Source organism: Vibrio sp. RM-69-4, from assembly GCF_024743775.1.
Lineage (GTDB): Bacteria > Pseudomonadota > Gammaproteobacteria > Enterobacterales > Vibrionaceae > Vibrio > Vibrio anguillarum.
Genome location: NZ_JAMQXI010000076.1, coordinates 546,918 through 573,422 on the forward strand (window position 1 = coordinate 546,918; position 26,505 = coordinate 573,422).

Here is a 26,505-nt window from a genome sequence, read left to right on the forward strand (position 1 = left end):
CTACTTTTCACGGCTTAGGTTATCCAACAGCGCTGCTTTCTCTTCATCACTCATTTTGTCAATCACGCAAGCCAGTTCAGCACTTAACTCGTTTCTACAGAAAAAGTAGTTTAGTGGTACGTTTAACTCTTCAGCCATTCGTTCGAGCGTGCCAAGATCGGGCACATGTCTACCTTTCTCATAGTGGTTCATCCGCCCACTTGCTGAGCTGGGTTCCATGCCTATTTTCACCCCTAAATCTTTTTGGGTGATTTTGGCTTTTTTACGCGCAGCTTTGAGCCTTTCTGGGATTGGGTTGTTTTTTTGCACTTACACATTTCTTTTCAACCTCTAGGTAACTTAGATTGTCTAAGTTTTACTGATTTTTGTATACTTAGCAATCCTAAGTTTTAGCTGTTTGTACTAGTGATATGAATAAAGTGATAAGAATTAACCCTCACATGTTTAACCTATTGATTGAAAAAGGAATGGATGGCTTTTCAGTCATAGATGCTAGGGATACTCTACTAAACAGTGATGTGACCTTCCCGAGTAAGGATGACGCTCGAAAGTACATTTATAAGCAACTTCTATCATTCGAGGAGAAAGGTTGGCTTTCTGTTGTTGGGACCCACAGAGCGAAACGTTACCATCAAACTAGCGAGTTCAAAGCACTCACAGTCGAGCCCCGAGTGGCTAGAAAGAGTAAAGTTAACGTTGATCCAATAGCGATTCAAATTGCTGATACCTCTCTAACTGCATTGGAGCAGGAGAAAAAACAATATGAAGGAGAGCTTGCGATTACTCTTGGGGAGATAGATGAATATCAGTCTTTGTTGACGCGTTTCCCACACAGCAGACAAAAGATGCAACCTCTATTTAACGCAGCGAGAGAGCGATCAGCTAAGCTATTGGGCAAAATCAATGCACTAACCAACTGGATACAGGTGGTACAAGGTAGGGCTCTACAATGCTAAGAGCATGGCAAGCCGATTGTGCAGAGCGGGCTATCAATAAATTTGCATCCAATCGACGACCGCATTTCTTCTGCCAAGCGACCCCTGGTGCAGGTAAAACCGTTATGGCTGCCGAGGTGGCAAGGCGCTTATTTGAAGAAGGTATGATTGACTTAGTGCTCTGTTTTTCTCCATCTTTGTCTGTAGCTGAAGGGATGCAAAAAACGTTTGCATGGAAATTAGAGTGCTCATTTAACGGAGGGTTAGGTTCTCTCGGAGGATCTTATACTTACCAATCTATCCGTTTTTTTGACGATAACTTTTGGAACACTATCAGCAAACATCGAGTTTTAGTCGTATTTGATGAAATTCATCACTGTTCGTTTGAAGAAGATGGTCGATCAAACTCTTGGGGTGTAGAGATAGTCTCAAAGATACAAGGACTTGCACGATACACGCTGGCATTGTCAGGCACTCCTTGGCGTTCAGACAGACTGCCGATTGTGATGGCAGAATATTCTGACCCTGAAGGGATGCTTATCTGCGATTACCAGTATGGCTTAAAGCAAGCGGTTGTAGACGGAGTTTGTCGCCAACCGAAAATTGTCTTAATCGATAATGAGCATTTGAGTATTACGTCTGGAGGCAATAGGCAACATTTTGCGTCCATTTTGGATTGCCTTAAACAATCTGATATTTCATATCAAAGCGTCATTCACAATGAAGAAGCGATGCATTACATCTTGAACAGTGCCTGTAAAAAGCTAGCGCAGATCAGGGAACTTTCGCCAAACGCAGGCGGGTTAGTGGTCGCTGCTTCTATCAAGCACGCGAAAGATATTCAAAAACGTTTGGTCGAGCAGTTTAATCAATCAGCCAGCATTGTGACTTATCACCATGTAAACCCACTAAATGAAATTGAATCTTTTCGACACTCGAATGTTCAGTGGATAGTCAGTGTTGGGATGATAAGTGAAGGTACGGATATTCCTCGGTTGCAGGTTTGCTGTCATATGAGCTCAGTGAAAACAGAACTCTATTTCAGGCAGGTCCTTGGAAGAATATTGAGAGTTAACGACTCAATGAACCAAGAAGCATGGTTGTATACCTTTGCTGAAGAAAGTTTGATTGGGTTTGCTGAAAGAATTGAACAGGATATTCCAGACACCTGTATGTTCCTTAAACAAGAAGAGGGAGCGCAGAATGTAGCCGATGAACCCATTTCATTATCGAGCACGGTAAGTGATCGAATCCAATCAAGTTATTCCCAACCGAGCACACTGAGTTGGGAAAATATTGCTGCTGTTATTGAGTCAAATAATACAAACAACGCCCTCTTATATGACGAATTGCGATTGGGACAGTTTAAACAACGTGTCATCGCCGCGTTCACTTAAACGGATTCGGCTTCAATCTCTTTCAACGTTTTACCAGAAGTGTCTCTCCAGTAATCGGGGCCGCTGCAAGGATAGCCAAGTAAGACGGCGGCGGCTTGCGAGGCACTTGTAAAGAGAATGTCTTCAACCGCGACGAGATGATCGCCAGATGGCGTTAGAATCCCTTTTTCTTCGAGGTTACTGCGTAGCTTCGTATAGCCTTTAGACAAACTAGGCTGTGCGGTGGTTAGCGCTTGAGAACCTTTCAACACAACAATGCCTTCATCCGTAAGCATTGCTTTAGCATCCACTTTTTTGACCTTAAGCTGTAATACAGTGTTTTCTGGTTCGTTTGTTTGAGAAGGAGAGGTTAGAGACACCCTTGGCTCCAATAATTTATGGCCTAGAGAACAAATAACAGTACGAATGTCAGAGAACAATAAAGTTTTAACACAAACTAGCCATCACATGAGCTAGCTCGTTGCTGCACAGGAATCAGTTAGAGTCAGAGTTCTAATCCGTTCACTTCGGATAACTTTAGTTGAGGCAAAATAGAGTAAATGGCTTTGTCGTGTGAGAGTATTTGGCTGCTGACGCAGCCAAAATCGATGCTTAGGTGTGTGATTCATAGAGATGGTTTCAATTTTCTTAGCTGAAGATCGAGCTTGTAATTTTGCTCTTGAAACCGCTCTTTCTTGATCTGGTAGTTCTGAGATACCTCTTCAGACAAAGGAGTTTGATCAGATATCTCAGTAATCCTGTCTATCGGGGTTAGCCCATTTAACGAGCTGTGGGGCCGTTCCCAGTTGTAGTAGTGTTGCCATTCAGCTAGTAGCAGATCCAGTTCTTGCAGCCCCACAGAGACATCTATGGTCGGATAGAACTCACTTTTATCTGTTTTCTGCGAGCGTTCCACTTTGCCATTCAAGTGAGGTGAGCCAGGCTTATTTGGGCGAAACTTGATCCCATAAATCATGAGTTGTTTCTGGACTTTTTCAGCAAAGAATTCACGCCCTCTGTCCGTCTGAATACGCTGGATAGGAAATGGCATCTCTTCCACGACACAATCGATAAAGTCGACTGTATTTGCTGCTGTGCGCCGAGAGTAGCACCTTAGAACCCGATAGCGAGAGCAATCATCAATAGCTGTATACTGGTAAATTCCAGGCGCTATTTTACACGTGTCCATCTGGACTCTATCACCAGGAATTGGGCGCTCATATCTTTGGAAATCTTTTTTGCGTCGGTAAGTTACGATGGGTTTGACTGATGCTTCGGATAAAACTTTATGGAGTGTCGCTGTGCTTAGGTGTATTTTGTGAAGTCGGATTAATTCCGTTTGTAAACGTCGCGCCCCTAAATTGCGTTTGTCACGCATCGTAAGGATCAATGCTCTTAGCTCATCAGTGAGTTTGGTATCTGGAGATGAATGAGGGCGTCTGCTCTGGCTTTCCAGACCAGCGATTCCACATTGCTTATATCGCTTAGCCCACTTTCGTAATGTTGGTCTGGAAATACCACAGCGTCGACATACGAGGCCTGCATCACCACATTCCTCATACATTTTTACCCACTGTAGTCTTTGTTGGATTTCTCTGTCCATAGACACCCAGTATAGTTGAAAGGATGTCTATGAATCACACAGCTTAGGCCTATGGCCAGCCGAAGGCACTTATATGTTAGGGCAAAGAACCTGCCTCAGTCTTAATTTTTTCCACTAACATATTTAGCTTTCTCGAAAATATCCTTTTCTCTCACAATCAAAATCAACGAAAAAATCGAAGGTCACGCATAATGCGAAGCATTCGCTATACTGCCTTCGACCATTATTCTATTAACTATTGAAGATAGGCTCTACCGGCACAACAACGCCAAATTTTTTCAGTTGAAGGAACTTTGAACCAAAAATCTCCGTCGGAATTTTTCGTTGGAGCAAACCAAAGAAATTTTCATCATGTGTCGATATGATGAGCTGCTTGTCAAACTGCAAGCATATACTACGTAAAAGGTCTATCGTCGAAAGGACGTTAATCGAATCCATTGATTGGATTGGGTCATCGATCAGAATAACATCAATAGGATTGCCTTCATCATCTGTCGCATGGAGCGCATTCGCTAGGAATACACTCAAGCTCAGAATATTCGTTTGGGCTGCACTAAAATAAAGAATTGGGGATATCATTCCACCTACCCCATCGCTTACCAAAATATTTAAACATGGCTTTTCCGTATCGAAGCTAACTTTGAACTCTACTTTTTTAAATGTAGGATGAGGGTCTATTTTCTTGTAAATTGAGTTGATAAGATCTTCAAAGAAAAAGTTATTAATGAGCACTTCTAGCTTTTCTATTATGACAGCCCTTTCTGCAACCAACACCTCGTCAACTCGATTTCTCTGTTCTAGCTTACGCTCCAAGGCCTCCAGTTCTTTCTGAGTAGATATGTGTTTTATGTAAGGCTTTAATGAGGTCATAAGCTCCAAGAGCAACTTAACACCACTTAGCAACTTTTCTAGCTCGTGAGCACGAATCTGACATTCTTCAGCCTTAGCTGTTATTAGCACTTTTACTTGGGTTAATGTGTCATCAGAGCGAATGCTAATAATATTGGATAAACTGTTATAAAACGCATTAATTACCGATTGAGTACTAGCAAGTGCTAACTCTAAGGTTTCCTTCTCTTTCTTCAGTTGTGAAAAATCCACCCACGTTCCATTAGCTAGCATCTCCTGTTGTAATTCATGACACTGACTAGCTAGGGATTCACATGAAGTTCTATATCCTTGGACAACGGCTTCAAGCTCATTTTTTTTCATTTCACAGTGCTTGTTTATCTCTTGAGGAGCAATAGCATTTTCATTTAGATATGCCAACACTGAGACATAAACATGGGCTCTGCTTTTAGTCTCCAACTCAGATTCTAACATACTGTTCTCAACGCGCTTGGCTTTAAGCGACTCAATAGCTACTTGAATTTGCGCATTTAAGTTATCTTGTTGTTGAGTCAGATTAGGCCGCTTCACGGATAACTGGTAAATCTCTGCTTCTACTCTAGTTACAAGCTCTTGATGCGAAAGCCCCCAAACTGACCTCTCTAGTTCAGCATTTCTATGCTGTAAGTTCTTACACTCACCTTCAAAGGTATTCTTCTCTTGCTCAGCTTTAACAAGTTTAACTTCAATTTCATATAACTTATTGCGAAGTTCGGTGAGTTGCAGAGCCTGTGATTCAACTGCTTGCTGAGTAATTCCTTGAATTTCATTTCTAAGTTCTTTCTGTCTTGTTGAAGCCAGTGAAATACTTTTAGAGTTCTCTCGACTCAGTTCAGACAGTAGATTTTGGCCCTTAACTTTAGCTATTAGTTCTTCTGGAGATGAGTGAGGCTCTGTGCACAAGGGACAAATATGAGAAGGCTTAATACTCAGATAATCTAAGCCAATGGAAATAAGCCTTTCATGTGTTTCCATCTGATCTGTTATGGCTCTTTGCGTAGCTTGTAAAGTCTTGTTATGAACTTCAAGCAGATCAAGATCTGCTTGACACCTTGTGAGCCTCTCTATGTTTTGTCGCTCAAAAACCAAGCCTCCAACCTTTCCCGCTAGCAGTAAGCTAGATGTAATCCTTAAAGCTGATAGTTCGCTCAGTTCACGACTCAATTTATCTTGCTGGATCTTATCTACCTGGATCTCATTATTTTTATCGGTGATTTGCTGATTTAAAACGTCGATCCGCTTTCGATTATTCGATAGCTCAGCATAAACTGGACCAGAGTTATCCAACGAGTTTCTAAGAAGGGAAACTCTGTCGTTATCTATCTTAAGCTCGTTATTCAACTCTGTTAGGTTCTTCTGAAAGCCAGCTAATTCAGCATTTATTCTGGAGCAATCTTCAGTCAAAGCGCTTTTAGTTTTAGTTATCTCTTTAACACGCAATTCGGTTTGTAAAAAACACTCAGCACTTTCAGCTATTTCAATCAGACGATTTAGACGCACATTCGCCTGTTTCTGATCCTCTACACATTTCTCGTACGAGTCTAATAAACTTTTATACTTGTCAGCGTCAGTAACACCTTTCAAAAGCCGCGCAAGTTTAGTTTTTTGCTCTATTTCATAGCCAGCATGAAGCTCTATTTCGGGTATTTTATTTATCAGTTCTGATAACTCTTCAAGCATTTTACTATTGGCATGGACTGATGTATTCAGTTCAAACTGTCGTGACACAAGGTTAGAATCAAGTTTACGAACTTTCTCTGATGAAAGACTTTCATCAGGTAGAACAATATTTTCACCCAAGACATTAAGTTCAGTAGCAACTGAATTGAATTGTTCAAAAATAGAAAGATCTATCGGCTGCTTTAATTCTTCTAGCAAAGCATTTCGCTTATTTTTAAGAGAACTTAACTCAGATTGGTTATCGTTTATAAGTACAGACAACTCCATGCGAGCAGTTTCAATATCTCCACCGAAGCTTTTCATAAACTTGGAATAGCGATCTTGTGGCTTTTCCTCCCGAAGAAATCTATCAATTTCATCTTGACTAAGAATGACACGCCGAAAGAAATCATTTTCTCGTTTTTTGTTATCTCCTATACGCATATCGAATTGATTCATACGAGGCTTCGGAAGCTTACGTTCAAAAGTGTTCTTACCGTTGGTGGATACTACAACTTTGGTGTCCACTCCTTCATCTACATACTTGTTACGTAGAATCTTTAGCCCTTCATTCGGGTTCTTTGTCGATTTAGCTGCGCTTTGATTATTTGCTTTATTATATTCTCCACCAAGCCTTTCTAAATGATTGGTAACAGCCCACTCTACAGCATCATAAAAAGAGCTTTTCCCAAATCCATTTGGAGCATAGATCGCAACAAAGTTAGCAGGCTCTTCTCCATCATTTGTAAAATCAAAAGTTCCATCTGACTTTAACTGGTAGGCTCGAAACGCCTCAATCTCAACTTTTTTAATTTTCATTACTGTTCAAACTTTCAATTATTTTATCGATCATCAATGCTCGCTTATCTCTAGACTCGCTTTTAGAATCTAAAGGAGCGCCACGATAGTAGTTTTCTAGATACGGTAAATCTTCTTCTAGCTGGAATGATCGACTTTCAAGTGTTAGATCTGAACCCAATAACTGTTTCTCTAGCTCAATAATTAACTGTTCAATGTCTGGGATTTCTTGAAAATCATCCAGTACTATTTTACGCGCAGAAAACTTGTTATTTTCGATTTCATATTTTTCCCATACGGGAATGCTTTCAACAGAAACAAACGCCAAATACATGTTCCAGGCATCAAAACCACCTGAGTGTTGATGATAGACGGCCATCATATTTTGGATAGATCGCCAATTTTCTATAATGTCATATGCCGTTTCACATACGCATACTATGCAGGATATAAAAGAAAGGGGATCATCGGAGCGAAACATATAAAACTGAATATTTTCATATTGGCTAGATAAAAATCCCAGATCAATTTCATTAATTAATAATTTCACTTAGCTTTTCTCTCAACAAATCCGATTGCGACTTACCTGATTGTAAGTTTGGATATTCATCTTCAATATCTACTACGCATTTTTGGCGAAGACCTTCTAAATGGGTCAATTTAAAGCTTGTTAAGATCGCACTTTCTGATGAATCAATAACAGGGAATGGCCCCTGATTTGGCACAACAGAAATGTTACTTATAACGCTCTCTAGTCTAAATGATGGCGGCAATACCCTTGCTGCTGGTTCAGGAGAAGCAACTATCAAAGTCCCATCTTTATCTAAAAGCCTGCGAGCAGTTTTTAATAAGTCTTCCAAGCGACTGACCCAATTAGTGCCATTGCTTGTATATATCAACCGACGTTTCCGTTCTAAACCTTTCAGATAAGCATCATCAGCCCCAGCTGATTGGTCAATCAACACACTAATTACTAAGAACTCCAAATATGCCACCCACAATTCATAGGTTTTAAGTTCCCCAATATTGCTAGGTTCGACTAAAAGATCTGAATGATATCGTTCCATTACTTTATAAGGTGGAACCAAACCAGTATTGATTAAATAGTCTGCTGCTCTCCCAAGCTCTAGTTTAAGGTTAGATACGTTATTTTGATCAATAACATTAAACGTGAATATCCTGTCTCGCATATTTGAAAAGCACTCCAAATAGGCGGGGATCATTGGTGCGCTTGAATACGCAGCAATTAATTCTTCGAACCTTGCTAGACTGTGGCATTGAGCACGACCATACTGTTGCTCGCTACCAGTACCATCCATTTGAAACTCAACACCAACGAGCAATGGTTTCTCTTCTTTAATATGATAAACGCCACCACCAGACATACCTCTAATCGTTGTTGTTCCAGGTCCACCATCAAGAAACATAATAATGAGGTCATTAGCCACACTAATCTTATGACCTGTATATTCTTTAATAGGATCCGAGGAGTCTCTCTCTGTTATCGGGAAGCCTACAAGGGTAAGTGGGGCAAGTTCAGTTAAGTCTGAAGCAGGTGCGCATTTTTGTGCTAGTCGTTCCTGATAATCTACTTTTAAAATTGCATAATCATAACGGTCTGGCTCTGATTCATCCCACTCCGGAGGAATCAGCACAGATAAAACGGCAAGCCGATTATTTTGATAATCGTTAACAACAATTTCATCCTGATTCTCAGGAATTACATGCGCAGCAGTGAGTACATAAGAATACTCTCGTGTCATTGCGTTTACTAATACGCCACTACCACCATTCACTTTGACACAGTATGAGTTAATGATTTCAGAGACTGTCATGTTAAAGTTGGATCTCCTCATCCAGCGCTTCTAGTCGAGAGCCATAGTGTTGTATTTCATGGTCTAAGAGCAATGGTTTGATCACATCGCTGTAATTGAAACAAATCTGACCGTCTGTATCCTTGATAATCCTGGCGATGGTTCTTTTGTTTGGCAGGCCATGCTTAGAGCCATTGGTCGAAATTACGTAACGAGATGACTGGAGTAAGGAAAGAAACTCAGAACTAGTATTATATTGGCTACCGTGATGTGAAACCTTCACAAGGTCAAGGTGAAGCTTATTTGTCTCATCAAAGCCTAGTTCTTTGAGATGCTCCACTACGACTTGGTCATGAGCGTCTCCAAGAAAGAGCATTTTTGTATTATCTACTTCCAACAAAAAAGCGATTGAACTGCCATTGTAAACGGATGAATCTGACTCAAATTCGTCTGCTTCCCAAATTTCTTCTAGAGAAAGAGCATAATCATTGTCGTGAGCAGCTGTAGCACCTGACTCAACTTCAGAAGGCCATTTATGCAATAACCGCTCTAACTGACCTCGCCCGGGAGACAAGACTTTCAATGTGAACGGGCCAACAGCATGGACTTGTCCAGCTAATATGAGAGGAGAACGATTACATCCTACTTCACAAAGCAGTGTTTCAAGCTCCTTTCCCTGACTAACACTTGTTTTGGGAGAGTTGTCGGTCAAGCGAACATTATTCTCTGGTATTTCAGAAGCACCAAAATGTTGTGTAATCAAACGAGATGAGTTGAACCAGATAGACTTGACGAGGTCACATAAGTACCCAGGTGTTTCAAAAGCTTTTATCAGTCCATGAATATGGTCGTCATCAATATGAGTTAGTACCGCAAGATCAATATTCTGACCTTTGCTTTTAAGTTCATCTAGCGCTCGGCAAAGTGCACCGTCATAACGCAACCTCGGCCCGTATTTAAAAGTGGTTGAAGTGCCGCCATCAATGAGGATGTTGTAAACACCGGAGGAATCTTCATGACTAACTAAAATGCAGTCGCCATGATTTGCTTCAAGAACTTTGACTGTAACAGCCATAAATATTTCATCCATTTCCAGTAGTAACACTACCATCCATTAAGTTAATCAAAATATACCACAAATTTCATAAAATTAGGTTTGATATTGATCGACTAAACATCAAAGAGGTACTAACGTAAAATTCCACAAAACACAAATTTCTATGTTTAAAGTAACATCGAGATAATTTCACAAACTCACAAGATAAGAGATGTTACTTTTGTTATCTATTAATGTTTGTGAAACCGCTTTGCAGTTAGGGGCTGGTGAAATCAATGGAGTCAGGTCTTGCCTTTTGACGATCATTACTTTTCGTAGGGTAAATCTGTTACAACAGAGCGTTCATTAACGATATCGCCAACTTGAAAAGGGGCAGAACCTTCTTAGATCGTTCGCATCACAGCTTGTGATTACCAAGCGATTCTGTCGTATATTGGGTGAGTTCGTGGGCGTTTTTTGCAAAACACATTGGCTTCTATGGTTGCAATATATGAAATATCCTCGATACTAAAACTTAGAAATTCTAAGTTTGGCGGTGGCATGTGAAAACGGACATTCAACTTTACCCTGACGAATCGCTCGAAAGCTTCTTGTTGCGCTTATCGCAAGAACAAGGCTACGAGCGATTTTCTCATTTTGCTGAAGACATCTGGTTTGACACGTTGGATCAGCATGGAGCGATTCCCGGTGCTTTCCCTCTTGAGCTCAAGCGAATCAATATCTACCACGCGCAAACCACAAGCCAAATGCGGGTGCGAGTTCTTATCCATCTTGAGAACCAATTAAAACTCAATAACTTTGGTGCACTGCGCCTTGCGTTGTCACATTCAAAAGCTCAATTTTCTCCCGAATACAAAGCCGTGCATCGGTTGGGATCTGATTATCCTTTCGTTTTTCTTGGTAAACGCTTCACGCCTATTTGCCCTTTATGTATTAGTGAGGCTCCATACATTCGCCAGCAGTGGCAATTTCTTTCTCAGCAAGCTTGTGAGCGCCATGGCTGTAAATTGGTTCATCACTGCCCAGAGTGCCAATCGAGATTGGAATACCAAACCACTGAGAGTATTAGCCAATGCGAATGCGGTTTTGAACTCCGAAACTCACCGATAGAAGATGCGCCAGTAGCTGCGTTACTGGTTGCAAGATGGTTGTCAGGAAATGACTCAAAACCTTTGGGATTACTGAAGGCAGAAATGACGATATCTGAGCGCTATGGTTTTTTACTATGGTACGTTAATCGTTACGGCGATATTGAGAACATCAGCTTTGAGTCATTTGTTGAGTATTGCTCTTGTTGGCCAAGAGTGCTGAAGGAAGAGCTCGATGAGTTGGTAAACAAAGCCGATCTCATTCGAATCAAAGATTGGAAAAAGACGTTTTTCAATGAAGTTTTTGGCGCTTTGCTTAAAGATTGCCGGCAGTTACCAAGTAGGCTGTTAGAGCGTAATAGCGTGCTCACTCAAGTGTTAGCCCACTTTACAAAGTTAATGGCTACAATGCCTTCAAGCAGCAAAGGGAATGTAGGCGATGTGCTGTTGAGCCCCTTAGAAGCGTCTACATTACTTTCATGCACAACGGATGAGATGTATCGGTTGTATGAGTTTGGTGAGATTAAAGCAGCGATTAGGCCGCGGATGCATACCAAAATTGCCAGCCATGAATCGGCGTTCACCCTAAGAAGTGTCATCGAAACAAAGCTGACTCGCATGTGCTCTGAAAATGACGGTTTAAGCGTGTATCTACCTGAGTGGTAATTATGACGAAATTAAGTGATCTACTAGCAATTGAAGACGAAGCAATAAAACAAACTGCTCTAAAAAAGATGTTCATGCCCTATACAGAAGACGTTTGTGTTGATGGGTATGAACAAGAAACGTTGACGATTTTGCTTAATCTCAGTTCAAGCCATCAAGCGGATAGATGCTTGGATTGGTTGGATGTAGCTCGGGCTCAAAGGTATTTAAAAGACCGCGAAAACTTAGATGCCTCTCTTGCTGAAATCCAGTGGTTCCACACACATAACCTAAAGTTTCCAGACTGTCGTGTTAAGGACCAACGGATAATTGCGCGACCTCTTTCTACAGCCGAGGAGTTTATTTCAAGTGCAGTATTGGATCAGCGATTGGGCTGGGCTCATAACTCTGCTGTCTATCGTCACACATTATGGTTACTGAATCCTTTTAAATGGCAATCACAGCCAGTGTGTATTCTTTCGCTTATTCAGCAGAAAAATCCAGTTTGGCTTGATCTGCTTACAGAATTTGGCTTGGATGTGAAGTCACTTGCTCGCTTACAACGTGCAATTGAAGAACAATTTCCTGAGAATAGTTTTCCCGACAGTGTTAGTACTTACAGTAAGCAATTACGGTTTCCATGGGGGGATGATTATGTTTCGATCACCCCCGTTGTGAGTCATGCTCTTCAGTGCGAATTAGAAATAAGAGCGCGAAGTCCAGAAAACAAGTTCAGTTTTGTCTCTTCGTTACTGCCTAATTCTGCCAGTATTGGGAACCTGTGTGGCAGTTTGGGTGGGTATATGAGAGTCCTAAATTACCCGCTAGGTGTTAAGCAGGCCAAGGGTGGGACGTTAACGGAAAACCGTCAAAAGAGTGGTCATTACTTTGATGACTATCAGGTAACTAACGCCAAAATATGTCAGGTGCTAAATCGCCTAATTGGGTCTGAGCCATCCAAAACACAGCGGCAAAGAGAAAGAGCTCGTCAGGTTAGGAGTAAGATTTTACGAAAGCAAATAGCCTTATGGATGCTGCCACTCATTGAGTTAAGAGATATCGCCGAATCTGAACCCAATCAGCAACAACTAGAGCATGACGACACCTTAGCTCAAGCCTTTTTGTCGTTACCAGAATTGGAGCTTGGCTCTTTGGCTGGTGAGTTTAACCGACGCTTACATCTCGCATTTCAAAATAATACGTATTCTGCCAAGTTTGCTTATCACCCAAAACTGATGCAGTTAGCGAAAGCCCAAGTGACATGGGTGCTTGAGCAACTTAGTAAGCCAATTAACAATCAAGATACGGTGACGGGGGAGCAATATATCTACCTGTCGTCAATGAGAGTGCAAGATGCGGCAGCGATGAGTAATCCTTATTTGTGTGGCGTTCCTTCGTTAACGGCCATTTGGGGGTTCATGCACGATTATCAAAGGCAATTTAATCAATTAGTTAACAATGGTTCCCCAGTTGAGTTTTCGAGTTTCGCTTTTTATGTTCGAAACGAGAATATTCAATCAACAGCGAAGCTTACTGAACCTAATTCAGTCGCCAAAGCCAGAACGGTCTCGAATGCTAAACGATCAACCATTCGTAGTGAACGATTGGCGGACCTAGAAATAGACTTAGTTATCAGAGTCCATAGTGAAAGCCGAATTTCAGATTTTAGATCAGCGCTTAAAACGGCGCTTCCCGTTGCTTTCGCCGGAGGGGCATTATACCAACCACAGCTATCGACGCAGATTGAGTGGCTTAGAACATTTACAGGCAGGAGTGAACTTTTCCATGTTTTAAAAGGATTACCTGCATACGGGCGATGGTTATACCCAAGTGAAAAGCAACCTACTAATTTTGATGAGTTAGAGCGGTTGCTCACTCAAGACGATGATAACTTGCCCGTTTCTCTTGGTTACCATTTATTAGAGCATCCAACTAAGAGGGGTGACGCAATCACAGGTTGTCATGCTTATGCGGAGAATACGATAGGGCTAGCTAAGCGAATAAACCCGATAGAGGTCCGTTTTAGTGGACGAGATCACTTTTTAAACCACGCCTTTTGGTCGATAGAATGCAGTAGCGAAACTATTCTTATAAAAAACTATAGGGATTAATCGCTTATGGAACTTTGCACTCAGTTGAACTATGTCCGATCACTTTCTGCTGGCAAAGCTTATTTCTACTATCTATCCGACAGTGGTGAGATGTGTCCCCTTAATGTAGATAAAACCCGATTGCGCGCACCAAAAGGGAGTTATTCAGAAGCATACAAGGGGAACAAGTTCGTAGACAAGAATGTTGCCCCCCAAGACTTGGCCTATTCGAACCCTCAGTTCATCGAAGAGTGCTATGTAAAGCCCGGCGTTGATGAAATCTATTGCGCATTTTCACTTCGAATTCGAGCCAATTCGTTAACACCGAATATCTGTAGTGATGATGAAGTGCGCAGTAAACTGTCTATGTTTGCTAAGATTTATAAAGAGCTCAAAGGATACAAAGAGTTAGCTAATCGTTATGCGAAGAACATCTTGCTTGGTACTTGGTTATGGCGAAATCGTGAGTGCAGAAATATCACTATTGAAGTGACGACCAGTGAATTGGATACCTTTGTTGTCGAACATGCTCAAAAACTCTCTTGGTATGGTCATTGGGATGGTGATTCAACAGAATGCTTAGAAAGGCTTACAGCCTATCTGGAGCGAGCACTGTCTGACCCAAGCGAATACTTCTACATGGACGTCAAAGCAAGAATGCGGGTTGGTTGGGGAGATGAGGTTTACCCAAGCCAAGAGTTTTTGGATAGTCGAGAAGATGGAGTCCCTACTAAGCAGCTAGCCAAAATAGATCTTTTAAGCGGAAAAGAAACCGTCGCGTTTCACGGACAAAAAGTTGGTGCCGCGTTGCAATCGATTGATGATTGGTGGCATGAAAACGCAGATAAGCCATTAAGAGTGAATGAATATGGCGCTGACCGAGAATACGTAATAGCAAGGCGACACGTAACCCATGGAAATGACTTTTACCAATTAGTCAGAAATACAGAGAATTGGATTGAGACAATGACAGCTTCTCAGACCATCCCAAATGACGTGCACTTCATTATGTCGGTCTTGATCAAGGGTGGTCTCTTCAATTGTTCCAAAGCGAAGTAAGGATGACTATGACGAAGCGTTACTACTTCTGTATACGTTATACTCCTGTTCAAGCCGACTATGAGCTGTTAGCAGGGCGTTGTATATCTCAAATGCACTTGTTTATGGTCAATAATCGACAAGCGATGAATAGGATTGGAGTGATCTTCCCTGATTGGAATGAATCTACGGTTGGTCAAACCATAGCCTTTGTTGCTGAAGATAAAGAGATGATGATTGGACTCTCTTTTCAGCCCTATTTCTCTTTGATGGTGAAAGAAGGTTTATTCGAACTATCGAGTATCTGTGAGGTACCGGAGAACTTGGGGGAAGTAAGGTTTGTTCGCAACCAAATGATTAACAAGAGCTTTTTAGGCTCGAAGAAACGGCGAATTAAACGTAGCATGGTGAGAGCCGAGCTTTCTGGGGCTGAACAACGATTACCAGTAACGAACGAAGACCGTGTTATCGATAGTTTTCATCGAATACCAATCTCCAGCGGTTCATCTGGGGAAGATTATATGTTGTTTGTACAAAAGGAATTTGTCGGTGAGCGTGGTGGAGCAAACTTCAATAGCTATGGTTTAGCCACCAATCAAGAAAGAAGAGGAACGGTGCCTGACTTACGCTGTTAACCCTTTTTTGAAAACTCTTGTTCAGATAAATAGAAACAATGACTTACAATATTTAAATTTTATAGGGTATTTTCCCGATTTGTGACTTTAAGCACGCAGAATCAGAGACTTGATAACTATGCTTTATAGTCACCTGTCGCATAGACAGCCAAGAATCAAAAAGGGCAAGTTCTCATCTCTTAAAAAAGTGACCTGCCGCATAGGCAGCCAAGAATAGGTCAGGAAGAAAGCAACCTACCTGTTGAACAAGCAGTTAATAATCAAAACCATCAAGTTTTCTCTTGGTGGTTTTTTGTTTAAAAGGCTCCCCATGTATTTAAAAAGACTTGAAGCTATTGATGTTAATTTCAATCACTATGAGGTAGGACTTGAACGATATGTTAGGTGTACTTGGGGCCTGAACATGTATAGGCATCATGTGTTTCGTGCAAACCTGCCAGACACATTTGTGTTGGAGATCAACCGAATCAATGAATCTATGGGTATTGCGGTAGAATCCATTGATTTGAAAGAGTATAGAGACAATTTTAGGTCGTCAAAAAAGCTGAACAAGTCTATTAAAGAAAATGAATATCCTCGTTGGATTTGGTTTTACGGTGTTGAAGCGTTAAAGGACACGAACTTTGCAGGTTGGTTACGTAGTCGGCTAACAGTCCGATCAATAGATAACTTACGAGTTATCTTTGTTGTTGAGTCTAATGAAGATTATCGAGATGTTTTTTGTGATTACAGGGTGCCTTTCTATCAATCTACAACATTACTACAAACGAATATTGACGACTTAAATTAGGGGGAGGTAATTCAGGTATTTTGGATTAGAAAAATCCTGATGCTCAGCTCAGGGCTCGTGGGTAAAACTACTATCCGTGTGCACATGTACGCATGTTCAGAAAAAATTTTGTATAAAATGAATCCAACACTTCAGAATGGATGTGAGCGATTTTTTCAAATTTCAGCCACTATTGGCACCGCTTCATGATATGTCGTTTTGCGATCTGGAAGTAAGAAAGGTTGATGTCGCCCGAAGTTCTTAAAACGCTTTTGTGCAGAACTTTAAAAGTTGGCGCGTCGTAACTCAGAAGTGCCCCAAAGTGAGTTTCGTCTCAGATAGTGCATCAGAGATGGTTCTTGATTTTGCTATACTAAAAATAATCCCAAAAGTAGTGTAATCCGTGTATTAGAGAGTCGGTACTCGTTTATAGGTTTGCAGTGCGGTATTTTCTTGGTGTCTGATTGAACAGCTTTTTAAAAGCCTGTACATAGGATGAATCAGATGCGTATCCCAACTCCATAGCAATTTCCTGTATGCTCATTTTCGAGCTTAATAATGGCAGAGATAAAACCAGCCTTATATTTTGTCGCCACAGAGCAAATGATTGAGAGAACTCTTTCGCACATAATCTGGATAATGTGCGCTCAGATGCTCCGACTTTTTTTGCCCATTCTTTTAACGTAAACGGTAAGTCAGGTTGCTGTTTAAGCTGTAGAAAAATAGATAAAAGGCGTTTGTCCGTAGGGATGAGAAGTGGTATTTCATAACTTTTTGCTGCCTCGATTTGATCTCGTAAGACTGTTAACAAATGTGCCAAGTTGGATTCCGGCTGTGAGAGCGTATCACTTTTAAATAAAAGCAATATCAACTCTTTGAGGAAGGAGCTTACCTGACAGGATTTCGGCTCACTTCCATACTGCACATGTTTGTTAGGGTTGAGGTAAATCGCTAAAAATTCTGTGTCTGTAATTGCAACAGATTTATGAATGGTATTGGCGGGGATAAAGAGCATACCATTGTGAGGGACTATTCCACTTTTATCACTAATGTCTGATTGTAACAAACCTTGACGCGGGAAGATGATTTGGTGCCATGGATGTGAATGGAAATCATCAATATAACCAGAAGCCATGATAGTCGTTTTAGTTATAAATTGTTTATCTGGAAAATCTCTGATTAAATCATTAGCTTGCATAAATGGCGGCTTGTCTACATTAATTGTCAGTTATTATAAATTACGCCATATTTTTTTGATATATCATCATCAGTAAATTGTTATCAAAAAACAAAAGGACTAAATGATGCACATTCACTTTATCATCCATGAACATTTTGAAGCTCCGGGAGCTTATGAGTCTTGGGCTAAAAATCGCGGCTATACAACGAGTTACTCTCGGGTTTATGACGGTGACTCTCTTCCGGAAAAAGTAGATGATATCGATTTTCTGATTGTCATGGGCGGCCCACAAGATCCTGTGACCACTATCGAACAATGTGCTCATTTCGATGCCAAAGGTGAAAAGGCGGTAATTACAAAAGCGATTGATGCAGGAAAAGTCGTACTTGGTATTTGTTTGGGATCTCAACTCATTGGTGAAGCATTAGATGCTCACTATGAGCATAGTCCTGAACGCGAAATTGGTAAGTTCCCTATCACGCTAACCAAAGACGGCAGTACCCATCCACTGTTTGACCATTTTGGAACCGTTCTGGAAGTGGGGCATTGGCACAACGACATGCCGGGACTGACTCCAGACGCCAAAATCATTGCGTACAGTGAAGGCTGTCCTCGACAAATCGTTGCTTATAGCGATTTTGTGTTTGGTTTTCAGTGTCATATGGAATTGACTAAAGATGTTGTAGCGTTGCTGATCGAAAATGATGATCTCAGCGAGGCAGCAAACTATCGTTTCGTTGATGACTCTGAAGTACTAATGAATCATGACTATGATGAGATGAACCAAAAGCTACTCGAATTTTTGGATAAACTAGCGAAAGCCTATCAAGCATAAAGTTAAGTTTCTGGTAGCTTTTTATTTTATCACCGGCTCATTGAGCTGGTTTTTTATAGATATTTGGTGAGGAAACACATGGACCTTGATTTGCAAACATACATGCCAATATTGGCAATCACTGGAGCGCTTACTCTCGGCGCTATGAGTCCGGGTCCCAGCTTTATCTTTGTTGCCAGACGAGCAATTTCACTTTCAAGACGGCATGGGATTTTTACCGCGTTAGGTATGGGGATGGGAGCTTTAGTTCTATCGGTTGCCGCCTTACTCGGATTACAAACAATTTTTAGCCTGATTCCGGTAAGCTATTTAATATTTAAAATTGCAGGCGGATGCTATCTCTTGTTTTTGGCATTTGGAATTGTGAGATCAGCTCGAATTCCATTGTATGCCATAGATACTACTCGATGTCAAGATGTTACCTTATTTCGTTCGTACTTATTAGGTTTAGGAATCCAACTCAGCAATCCAAAAACAGCCATCGTATTTGCCAGCGTATTTACAACACTGCTTCCGCAAAACATACCTATGTATTTCTTTATTGCGGTTCCAATCTGTACATTTTTGAGTAATGCAGGATGGTATCTTATTGTTGCTTTAGTTTTATCTGCTTCACGCCCTCGTCAAGCATACTTAAAATTTAAAAAATTTATTGATTATTTGTCTGGGTCAGTGATGGGAGTATTAGGATTGAAATTAATCATCAGTCGCTAATAAATGTCACTAATGAGCACTTTGCTATACCTCAAGTAATGCATGAAATACTAATTTAGGAAAATCGATAACTCAGAGCTGCCCCAAACTTTGTTAGAACTAATAGACAGTTCAAAGTAGCGACATGCACTTTGAATTAAGTAATCTAATGCAAAATGAATGGCAGATTGGACTAACATGTTTAATCCAATCAGGAATGAGCAAGTAATAGAAATAGTGCTGACCTTTGCGGTTATGCTTCTCTAATGAAAGCCAGCACTTTCGCGGATTAATTCACTTCTGAAAGTTTAAGATCGGGACTTTTTTTCTGATTTAGTAAGATACTAATCAACGCTAATACCGTAAATGCTAAGCTTGATAGGAATAGATTTTCTACACCGAACTGAGCGATAAACCACCCCGCTATTACCGAGCCAATAGTAATTCCTAGGTTTGAAAAAGATACAAAAAGACTATTCGCAAACACTTTAGAATCTCCCGCATTTTCCATTATCCATGTCTGGCTAACGATCAAGCCTGCTGAGTGTACAGCGCCCCAAAATGCAACCATGGCAATCATAAAGTAGAAAGAAAATCCCATAAGGTAAATTGTGATAAAGGTAAGACTGAATAGTACAGGGTACAGCACTACAGTTTTTCGCATATTCTGACTGAGTAACTTACCAAAGATAAAGTTGCCAAAGATACCAAACACACCGAACACCATCAGCATGGCGCTAATCCACGTACCGTTCATATTCGTTACTGTGCTTAAGTATTGAGTAATAAAGCTGTACGAAGAAAACATCGCTGCAAAGATGAATATAACGGTGAATAGCGACAGCCACATGGACTTGCTACGTAAAATAGTCACTTGAGAGCCGAATGACATTTTTTCCTTTACAGGCACGCTTTCCATCAAGAACATTACACTCACTAACGCAATGGCGCACGCCCCTAAACCAAAGTAGAAGGCATAAGCAAGTGAATATTCTTCAGCCAGATAAGAGCTAATCGGAATACCAAAGACCAAACCTACCGCTACTCCACCAAAAACTTTAGCGGCGGCGTTGCTTTGTTCTTCAACTGGAACCATAGAAGTGACAACCACTAAAGCAACAGAAAAGAAAACAGCATGGACTAAAGCCGGTAGAACTCGAAATATCATCATGGTTGAATAATCTTGCGTCATGGCGTACACAAGGTTCGAGAGCACGAATAAGGAAAGAATGCCGACTAGAACATACTTCCTATTCCATCCAGACATCAATAATGTGATGAAGGGTCCGCTTATGGCGACAATGACAGCATAGATACTGACTAATAGCCCCGCTTCTTGTACGTCAATGTTTAAATCTTTCATGACTTGCGGAAGAAGACCGATGATACCCAGCTCTGTCGTGATAACGCCAAAAACGGCTAAAGATAGAGCAAAGATAAACAAGCTTTGTTTTTTCATTGTTTCAACTCAAATGATTATTAACGTATGGAATATATGTACCGTTAACATTGGTTTTTGTTAGAGCACTCAATCCATGCTTTGGATAGGTGACGCAAGAATATTGTTTTTTCGTCCAATAAAAATGCCGTTATCAATGCAATTGAATTCGGCAAATTATTGGAATTTGCATTTTCAAAAGTGGGAATGGCTTCTATTTATCCCGATGAGATGCGCTTAGAACCGTGTTGTACGAAATTTGCGAGTGACGACTGGTTGCTCGCTTTCCATGATTTTGTGCGGTCATTTCAATAATTCTGCTCCTAATGCCTGGTTTGCAGGCTTCGTAACAATAATTCACTTGAAACGTGCGACAGCAACTCAGGCAGCGATACCTTTGGTAGCCTTTAGGGCCATAGCCATGCTTTACCACGCTGTCACTCTTACAACAGAAGTGGCAATGGGGTTATTCGTCGTCACATCAAACCTCAAAGTCTCAGCGAAAGATACCGAGAATTTTTTGAATGTAATTATTAAGTTGGATTGCATAATAGGGGATAACCCACGCTGAATTAAGTCCCTTAAATTATTAATACATATTCCCATCGGGACTTAATTTGTTTTTTTTCAGCGTTAGACTGAACATCAAGCTCAGAAGAAAGCAAAGCAAATATCTGTTTTTAAATGATTTACTCTCTGGTTTCTTTCGGTAAATAGAAGGTGTGATAAATGCACACAATTTAGCCGTTACGTTGATTTGTTAAGAAACACCCTGTTGACGACTCGAATATGCCATGACAAATTTTGCGCCCTGCTTCGGTATACCATTTAGTGTGAGTGCATATCGGTTTAACACGTTATGAGATGATTTAACCTTATGAAAAAATGGAATAAAACACTTTTAGCCTCATCGGGTATTTTACTTTCCTCAATGGCTTTTGCGGGTAATGAGCAGAGTCAAACAAACAGTGAGTTTCCAATCCCTGCAGGCTTTGAAAGTAACTTCAAAGAAGTGAATGGTGTAAAGCTTCACTACGTAGTTGGAGGTGAAGGACCTTTACTATTAATGGTTCATGGTTTTGCTCAGTCATGGTACGAGTGGCACCAATTAATGCCTAAATTAGCTGAAGAGTATCAAGTTGTAGCCATGGACCTGCCAGGGCTGGGGTTGTCTGAGCCGCTCAACTACTCTTATACAGGACAAGACGTATCACCTTATATCCATTCTTTAGCTAAAACCTTTAGTCCGGAAGAGAAATTTAATGTTATCGCTCATGACATTGGCGGTTGGGTGACCTACCCAATGCTGGCTCAGCATCAGAATGATATTGATAAGGTCGCTTTATTAGAGACCATCGTACCAAGCGACCTCATCTATACGTTCCCAGCCTATACACCTCAGGGAGAGTCGACCGCGTGGCACTTTAGTTTTTTCTCTGCTAAGAATGAATTAGCTGAATCACTTATTTCCGGTAATGAAGATAAGTTTTTTAAACATTTCATTCTTGAGCATGCAGAAAACAAGAATGCATTTTCAGATGAACTCTTCGGTATGTATGCTGACTCTTATAAAAAGCCTCAAACGCTACATGCTGCTTTTGAATATTACAGAGCGCTCCCAGAATCTGTGATTCAAAATGACAATCTATCAGAGAATAACTTGTTGAAAATGCCGATTTTGGCAATATCAGGTAACGGTCAAGGCAGTTTAGGTAAAACTCAAATTAATCAAATGAAAGAGTATGCCAACGACGTTCAAGGTCATGTGTTGGAGTCATGTGGCCACTGGTTGATGGAGGAGTGCCCCGTCCAGGTTGAAAGTATTGTTACTGACTTTTTTGACAAAAAATAATTTACAAAACTGAGCTGAGTTTTGTTTCTATTGCGGTCTTCATTGCTGCCATAGACTGTCTATCATTGTTGTTAATACATACCCTAGAGTAAACGCTAGGGTATTTTTTCATTTGAGCGGTGATGAGTCTAAAGCGTTGGAGAGGCTCAGAGAACAATGGCTATTGAGTTGATTCGTACTCAGTCATATCGCGATACAACGAGCACGCATTATTCGTTGTCTAATTCAGAATGTACCCAGCGAGAAAACGCTTGAAATTTTGCTCTCGTTTCCATGCCTTTAGGACAAACCAAATCGTAGCCCTTTCCTGATTCAATATGTGGAAATGGCGCGACTAACTTCTCCGTTTGGATTAAAGGCAGCGCAAATTCATATCGAGCAAGAAACACACCGAGCGATAATTCCGCCGCTTCCATCGCCAGTCTGTTATCACTATAGAAATCACATCGCTTTTCGCAGTCGATGCCGACATTCATCTCATCTAACCAATACTGCCACGCACTCGTATCCCCTCTATGGATAAAATTAACGTCAGATAGAGCGCTCAACCCATTGTGAAGGTCATGCTCAGCGGCGTAATCAACACTGCACACAGGTGTTCTTTTCCCTGAAAACAGTCGCTCACTGTAGTGGTTTGGATACCGCCCTTGGCTATAAAAAATCGCCACATCGTAAGGCTCAAATTGAAAATCAGATTGATTTTGTTTGGTTTGCAGCTTGATGCTTAGATTGGGGTATTGCTGACGAAGTGAAGGGAGTTTCGGGATCAGCCAAGCAGAGGCGAAATAAGGTGATGTGGCTATATGTAAGCTACCAGTCAGCTCTCCGGTTTGAATGTCAGAAAGGGTGGAAAATATGGACTCAAATGATGAGTTCAAAACACTCAGAACTCTTTGTCCCTCCGGCGTGAGCTCTAACTTTCGGGTTTTTCTAATGAATAGATTGAATTGAAGCTGCATTTCCAGTTTTTTAATTCGCTGGCTCACCCCACCTTGGGTCAGAAAGAGCTCTTCTGCTGCCTTGGTAAAACTCAAGTAGCGCGCTGCAACGCTAAAAGTATGAAGCAGAGAAAGCTGCTGTTGTTGATTGGTTATTGAGCTCATGCATTACTCTGGTTAATTCATTTAGAGGTATTGTTCGTTTGTCCTAAGCTGTGAGTCATTATAGATTAATTTGTGTAATGTCACATTACAAGGACGTTAATGGTGGCTCAATCAAGAAGCGCAACGTTGCCGATGACGGAAAGTTCAACACGGGCATCGTACGAGAATCGATAAAATACAACTTGGATGAGATACGATGAAACTTATATTAAATGCTGATGATTTTGGGCTGACGGAGTCGGTGAACCTGGGGATTGCGGATTGTTTTCGTGCCGGAACCGTAAAATCGACCACCATCATGATGAACCAACCTGGCGTCGCTCATGCGTCACAGCTCTATCAATGTGGCCTTATTCCTGAAGTTGGACTGCATTTTACAGTGACATCTGGTCAACCCATTTCAGATCCTACATTGGTTCCAACACTGGTCGACGAGAATGGTCATTTTTTTGATAGAAAAACTCTATTTAATAAATCAGATGTATCCTCCAATGAAGTGGCGAGAGAGCTAAAAGCGCAATATCAAGCCGCTATAGACGCAGGCTTTAATATTAATCATATCGATAGCCACCATTTTGCAGGCGCCTATCGCCCTCTTAAAATAGGTTTTACACAAGCAGCCAATGAAATAGGCCTCCCCGTCAGGCGTATTGATAGCTTTATACGAGGTCAAAACTTGTTATCGGTCCCGACCCCAGATGCGTTTGATATGGGATTTCATGCCGAAGGCGCTAATATTGAATACCTCAAAGCCATATTGCTGGCTTATCAAGACAGCATGTCTAACAGCACGATTGAATTGATGTGTCACCCTGCCAGAACGCTTAACGAAGAGCTAGAGGACATCTCTAGCTATGCTCATGCTCGCGTTGAAGAGTGGAAGATTTTAACCAGCGATGAGTTTTCTCTCTGGCTAAGAAAAAATGACATTGAATGCGTCGGCTTTGATGCGCTTCATACTTAATTCAGCGAAGCAACCTACCTCCTCACAAGATAAACCATCGGCCTTGCTCGGTCGTTAAAATCGTTGCTTGCGGTTCAATCAATCAACACAATAATAAAGGGTGACATTGTGGTAAATCCTATCGTACTTTCCCAAATCACTATTTATCCAGTCAAATCCATTGGCGGGCTTTCACTCTCTTCTTCGTGGACTGAAAAGCAAGGCCTTGCTTTTGATCGTCGCTTTATGCTGGCGCTGACTGACGAGGCGGTTTCCGCCTTAGCTAAATACCCAACGATGGTGACGGCGCGTCAGTATCCAAATATGGTTCAAGTGAGTTCCAGTCTACTGCCAACTGGCATCATTTTTTCTTACCCTGGGATGGAACCGCTAAAATTACACTATTCTACTTTTAAAATGCAGGCTACAGATGCCAGTGTTTGGAGAGACCACTTTTCCGCCTATACAACAACCGATGAAGCAAATGACTGGTTTAGCCAAGTGATAGGGAAGCGAGTTGAGTTACTGTTTACTGGCGAGCAATCTAAGCGTGTGAGAGAAAACCTTGGTCATAATGTGAGCTTTGCCGACGGTTTTCCTATCTTGCTGATTAGCTCTGGCTCATTAGCGGAGCTGAATAGACGCAGCAGCGAAGTCCACACCATGGAACAGTTTCGTACTAACCTCGTGGTGCAATCAAACGAACCTTTTATCGAAGACTCATGGAAGCGTATCAAGATAGGTGACGTTGAATTTGAAATTGTAGAGCCGTGTGAGCGGTGCATTTTAACGACACTTGATCTGGAAAATGGAGAATTTAGGGCCAGTAAAGAGCCATTGACGACCTTTTCGCGCTTTAGAGCCAACGAGCAAGGCAAAATATTTTTCGGGCAAAACCTTGTAGCGAAAAACGAAGGTGTTATATCCATCAATGATGCTATCGAAGTGCTTGAGTATAAATCCAAGGAGTTTTATGAAGATCTCGACGCCAAAAAACAAGAGTTGATTTGTGTTGAAAGAGAACCTACAGCAAGAAACTTCGAGACATTTTGGTTTGAGCCTAAAAACGGCATGGTGCCTGAGTATAAAGCGGGACAACACCTCCCTATTGAGATCACGGTCAATGGCAAACTGACCAAACGAATGTATACGCTGTCATCTAGCCCCTCTCGGCCAGAACGTTTGTCGATTTCAGTGAAACGGGTCCATGGTGGTGAAGTTTCCAACTGGTTGTTCAACCACTTACAAGTTGGCCATACCATTATTGCGGATCAACCCAAAGGCACTTTTCATATTACTAAAGAATCGAATGAGCCGCTGTTGCTGCTTTCTGCCGGTAGCGGTGTGACGCCCATGATCGCTATGCTTCGGTATTTGACTGACCAACGAGACACTCGTGATATTGCGTTTTATCATCAATGTTTGACGAAAGCGGATATTCCATTCATGGAAGAGCTCGTTATGCTAGAAAAACAACACGCCAATGTCACTGTGACTCTAGCCCTTAGCGAGCCATCAACTGATTGGCTAGGCGAAAAGGGGCATTTTAGTCGTTCTCATTTAAATCAAATTTCAGAGTTTCACAAACGTCAAGTTTTTGTATGTGGTCCTAGTGGTTTCATGGAGAGTGTAAAGCGCTTGATGATAGAGAGTGGGCTGCCTGAAGAACAGTACCATCAAGAGACATTTGGCGTTGCAAGAGTGGCGGACGGGAGCGAGAAAAGGGTTCAAATCAACCTTGATGGTGTCGTGTTTGAAGGAAGCAACCAGCGCACCGTTCTGGAGCAAGCTGAAGCTGCAGGGCTTTCTATTTCGAATAACTGCAGAGCTGGTTTCTGCGGCGCCTGCAAAGTCACAGTGAAATCAGGAGAGGTTTACCAGCCCGATGCCCCAGGAATTGAAGACAGTGATAAGGCGAAAGGAATGGCCCTAGCTTGCTGCGCGATACCTAAGACAAATGTAAATATTGTTAGCTAGTATGTAGGTTTTATGATGATTGAGGCCACTATCAAACTTTGATAGTGACCTCAATATCGTTGGACTATCTAAAACACAATAACACCCAA

General features: G+C 41.4%; 23 protein-coding genes. 12 read left to right on the top strand and 11 right to left on the bottom strand.

What is annotated here, in order from left to right:
* Positions 1-309 (bottom strand): helix-turn-helix domain-containing protein, encoded by a 309-nt coding sequence (locus tag NB504_RS14745; protein WP_017420300.1) that lies wholly within the window; start codon positions 307-309, stop codon positions 1-3.
* Positions 310-410: 101 nt separating this feature from the next.
* Between NB504_RS14745 and NB504_RS14750 the strand changes: the two genes are divergently transcribed.
* Both NB504_RS14750 and NB504_RS14755 read left to right on the top strand, forming a co-directional pair.
* Positions 411-956, top strand: coding sequence for a hypothetical protein (locus NB504_RS14750; protein ID WP_258429169.1), 546 nt, complete (start codon positions 411-413; stop codon positions 954-956).
* Positions 950-2,332: a DEAD/DEAH box helicase gene (locus NB504_RS14755; protein WP_071180301.1), complete on the top strand. Its 1,383-nt coding sequence runs from the start codon at positions 950-952 to the stop codon at positions 2,330-2,332. Before NB504_RS14750 ends, NB504_RS14755 begins: the two co-directional genes overlap by 7 nt.
* On the opposite strand, the gene NB504_RS14760 is transcribed toward NB504_RS14755, so the two are convergent.
* The 6 genes from NB504_RS14760 to NB504_RS14785 form a co-directional block, all read right to left on the bottom strand.
* Complete coding sequence (locus NB504_RS14760) at positions 2,329-2,691, bottom strand: DUF4357 domain-containing protein (protein ID WP_258429170.1); 363 nt, start codon at positions 2,689-2,691, stop codon at positions 2,329-2,331. The genes NB504_RS14755 and NB504_RS14760 overlap by 4 nt on opposite strands.
* Positions 2,692-2,936: 245 nt before the next feature.
* Positions 2,937-3,914, bottom strand: a complete 978-nt coding sequence (locus tag NB504_RS14765) for an IS481-like element ISVch1 family transposase (protein ID WP_001889101.1) — start codon at positions 3,912-3,914, stop codon at positions 2,937-2,939.
* Between the two features lie 231 nt (positions 3,915-4,145).
* The gene (locus tag NB504_RS14770) at positions 4,146-7,280 is read right to left on the bottom strand and encodes an AAA family ATPase (protein ID WP_258429178.1); all 3,135 of its coding nucleotides are present in this window, start codon (positions 7,278-7,280) and stop codon (positions 4,146-4,148) included.
* The gene (locus NB504_RS14775) at positions 7,270-7,809 is read right to left on the bottom strand and encodes an ABC-three component system middle component 1 (RefSeq protein ID WP_258429179.1); all 540 of its coding nucleotides are present in this window, start codon (positions 7,807-7,809) and stop codon (positions 7,270-7,272) included. The genes NB504_RS14770 and NB504_RS14775 overlap by 11 nt, the downstream gene beginning before the upstream one ends.
* The gene (locus NB504_RS14780; RefSeq protein WP_254617943.1) at positions 7,793-9,094 is read right to left on the bottom strand and encodes an ABC-three component system protein; all 1,302 of its coding nucleotides are present in this window, start codon (positions 9,092-9,094) and stop codon (positions 7,793-7,795) included. The genes NB504_RS14775 and NB504_RS14780 overlap by 17 nt, the downstream gene beginning before the upstream one ends.
* 1 nt (position 9,095) lies before the next feature.
* The gene (locus tag NB504_RS14785) at positions 9,096-10,178 is read right to left on the bottom strand and encodes a ComEC/Rec2 family competence protein (protein WP_258429180.1); all 1,083 of its coding nucleotides are present in this window, start codon (positions 10,176-10,178) and stop codon (positions 9,096-9,098) included.
* A gap of 494 nt (positions 10,179-10,672) precedes the next feature.
* On the opposite strand from NB504_RS14785, the gene NB504_RS14790 reads away from it, so the two are divergent.
* The 5 genes from NB504_RS14790 (at position 10,673) to NB504_RS14810 (ending at position 16,416) form a co-directional block, all read left to right on the top strand.
* Positions 10,673-11,884 (top strand): TniQ family protein, encoded by a 1,212-nt coding sequence (locus NB504_RS14790; protein WP_258429182.1) that lies wholly within the window; start codon positions 10,673-10,675, stop codon positions 11,882-11,884.
* A 2-nt stretch (positions 11,885-11,886) separates the two neighbouring features.
* Positions 11,887-13,974 carry a type I-F CRISPR-associated protein Csy2 gene (locus NB504_RS14795; RefSeq protein WP_258429183.1) on the top strand — a complete coding sequence of 696 codons (2,088 nt, stop codon included), beginning with the start codon at positions 11,887-11,889 and terminating at the stop codon, positions 13,972-13,974.
* A 6-nt stretch (positions 13,975-13,980) separates the two neighbouring features.
* Complete coding sequence (csy3, locus tag NB504_RS14800) at positions 13,981-15,012, top strand: type I-F CRISPR-associated protein Csy3 (protein WP_258429185.1); 1,032 nt, start codon at positions 13,981-13,983, stop codon at positions 15,010-15,012.
* A gap of 8 nt (positions 15,013-15,020) precedes the next feature.
* Positions 15,021-15,626 carry a type I-F CRISPR-associated endoribonuclease Cas6/Csy4 gene (cas6f, locus tag NB504_RS14805; protein WP_258429186.1) on the top strand — a complete coding sequence of 202 codons (606 nt, stop codon included), beginning with the start codon at positions 15,021-15,023 and terminating at the stop codon, positions 15,624-15,626.
* 241 nt (positions 15,627-15,867) lie between these two features.
* Positions 15,868-16,416 carry a hypothetical protein gene (locus tag NB504_RS14810; protein WP_258429187.1) on the top strand — a complete coding sequence of 183 codons (549 nt, stop codon included), beginning with the start codon at positions 15,868-15,870 and terminating at the stop codon, positions 16,414-16,416.
* Between the two features lie 406 nt (positions 16,417-16,822).
* On the opposite strand, the gene NB504_RS14815 is transcribed toward NB504_RS14810, so the two are convergent.
* The gene (locus tag NB504_RS14815; RefSeq protein ID WP_258429189.1) at positions 16,823-17,593 is read right to left on the bottom strand and encodes an AraC family transcriptional regulator; all 771 of its coding nucleotides are present in this window, start codon (positions 17,591-17,593) and stop codon (positions 16,823-16,825) included.
* Between the two features lie 106 nt (positions 17,594-17,699).
* Here NB504_RS14815 and NB504_RS14820 point away from each other — a divergent pair, with 106 nt between their 5' ends.
* Complete coding sequence (locus tag NB504_RS14820) at positions 17,700-18,410, top strand: type 1 glutamine amidotransferase (protein WP_017048676.1); 711 nt, start codon at positions 17,700-17,702, stop codon at positions 18,408-18,410.
* Positions 18,411-18,488: 78 nt separating this feature from the next.
* Positions 18,489-19,124 (top strand): LysE family translocator, encoded by a 636-nt coding sequence (locus tag NB504_RS14825; protein ID WP_258429190.1) that lies wholly within the window; start codon positions 18,489-18,491, stop codon positions 19,122-19,124.
* 268 nt (positions 19,125-19,392) lie between these two features.
* Here the strand turns inward: NB504_RS14825 and NB504_RS14830 are convergent, their stop codons facing one another.
* A complete protein-coding gene (locus tag NB504_RS14830) occupies positions 19,393-20,562 on the bottom strand; it encodes an MFS transporter (protein ID WP_258429191.1) in 1,170 nt (389 codons plus the stop codon).
* Between the two features lie 193 nt (positions 20,563-20,755).
* On the bottom strand, positions 20,756-20,848 hold the full coding sequence (locus NB504_RS18525) for a hypothetical protein (protein WP_405054817.1): 93 nt from the start codon (positions 20,846-20,848) through the stop codon (positions 20,756-20,758).
* Positions 20,849-21,418: 570 nt separating this feature from the next.
* On the opposite strand from NB504_RS18525, the gene NB504_RS14835 reads away from it, so the two are divergent.
* Positions 21,419-22,393 (top strand): alpha/beta fold hydrolase, encoded by a 975-nt coding sequence (locus NB504_RS14835; RefSeq protein ID WP_258429192.1) that lies wholly within the window; start codon positions 21,419-21,421, stop codon positions 22,391-22,393.
* Positions 22,394-22,602: 209 nt separating this feature from the next.
* On the opposite strand, the gene NB504_RS14840 is transcribed toward NB504_RS14835, so the two are convergent.
* Entirely contained in the window at positions 22,603-23,496 is an 894-nt protein-coding gene (locus NB504_RS14840) for a LysR substrate-binding domain-containing protein (protein WP_258429193.1), read from the bottom strand.
* Between the two features lie 196 nt (positions 23,497-23,692).
* Here NB504_RS14840 and NB504_RS14845 point away from each other — a divergent pair, with 196 nt between their 5' ends.
* Positions 23,693-24,460, top strand: coding sequence for a carbohydrate deacetylase (locus NB504_RS14845; protein ID WP_258429194.1), 768 nt, complete (start codon positions 23,693-23,695; stop codon positions 24,458-24,460).
* Positions 24,461-24,568: 108 nt separating this feature from the next.
* The gene (locus NB504_RS14850) at positions 24,569-26,416 is read left to right on the top strand and encodes a hybrid-cluster NAD(P)-dependent oxidoreductase (RefSeq protein WP_258429195.1); all 1,848 of its coding nucleotides are present in this window, start codon (positions 24,569-24,571) and stop codon (positions 26,414-26,416) included.
* Positions 26,417-26,505: the final 89 nt, after the last annotated feature.

Bases quoted from the DNA above. Each gene is read 5' to 3' on its own strand.
- NB504_RS14750 (WP_258429169.1), top strand. From the start codon at position 411: ATGAATAAAGTGATAAGAATTAACCCTCACATGTTTAACCTATTGATT.
- NB504_RS14755 (WP_071180301.1), top strand. From the start codon at position 950: ATGCTAAGAGCATGGCAAGCCGATTGTGCAGAGCGGGCTATCAATAAA.
- NB504_RS14765 (WP_001889101.1), bottom strand. From the start codon at position 3,914: ATGGACAGAGAAATCCAACAAAGACTACAGTGGGTAAAAATGTATGAG.
- NB504_RS14770 (WP_258429178.1), bottom strand. From the start codon at position 7,280: ATGAAAATTAAAAAAGTTGAGATTGAGGCGTTTCGAGCCTACCAGTTA.
- NB504_RS14780 (WP_254617943.1), bottom strand. From the start codon at position 9,094: ATGACAGTCTCTGAAATCATTAACTCATACTGTGTCAAAGTGAATGGT.
- NB504_RS14795 (WP_258429183.1), top strand. From the start codon at position 11,887: ATGACGAAATTAAGTGATCTACTAGCAATTGAAGACGAAGCAATAAAA.
- csy3 (WP_258429185.1), top strand. From the start codon at position 13,981: ATGGAACTTTGCACTCAGTTGAACTATGTCCGATCACTTTCTGCTGGC.
- cas6f (WP_258429186.1), top strand. From the start codon at position 15,021: ATGACGAAGCGTTACTACTTCTGTATACGTTATACTCCTGTTCAAGCC.
- NB504_RS14815 (WP_258429189.1), bottom strand. From the start codon at position 17,593: ATGCAAGCTAATGATTTAATCAGAGATTTTCCAGATAAACAATTTATA.
- NB504_RS14820 (WP_017048676.1), top strand. From the start codon at position 17,700: ATGCACATTCACTTTATCATCCATGAACATTTTGAAGCTCCGGGAGCT.
- NB504_RS14825 (WP_258429190.1), top strand. From the start codon at position 18,489: ATGGACCTTGATTTGCAAACATACATGCCAATATTGGCAATCACTGGA.
- NB504_RS14830 (WP_258429191.1), bottom strand. From the start codon at position 20,562: ATGAAAAAACAAAGCTTGTTTATCTTTGCTCTATCTTTAGCCGTTTTT.
- NB504_RS18525 (WP_405054817.1), bottom strand. From the start codon at position 20,848: ATGACCGCACAAAATCATGGAAAGCGAGCAACCAGTCGTCACTCGCAA.
- NB504_RS14835 (WP_258429192.1), top strand. From the start codon at position 21,419: ATGAAAAAATGGAATAAAACACTTTTAGCCTCATCGGGTATTTTACTT.
- NB504_RS14840 (WP_258429193.1), bottom strand. From the start codon at position 23,496: ATGAGCTCAATAACCAATCAACAACAGCAGCTTTCTCTGCTTCATACT.
- NB504_RS14845 (WP_258429194.1), top strand. From the start codon at position 23,693: ATGAAACTTATATTAAATGCTGATGATTTTGGGCTGACGGAGTCGGTG.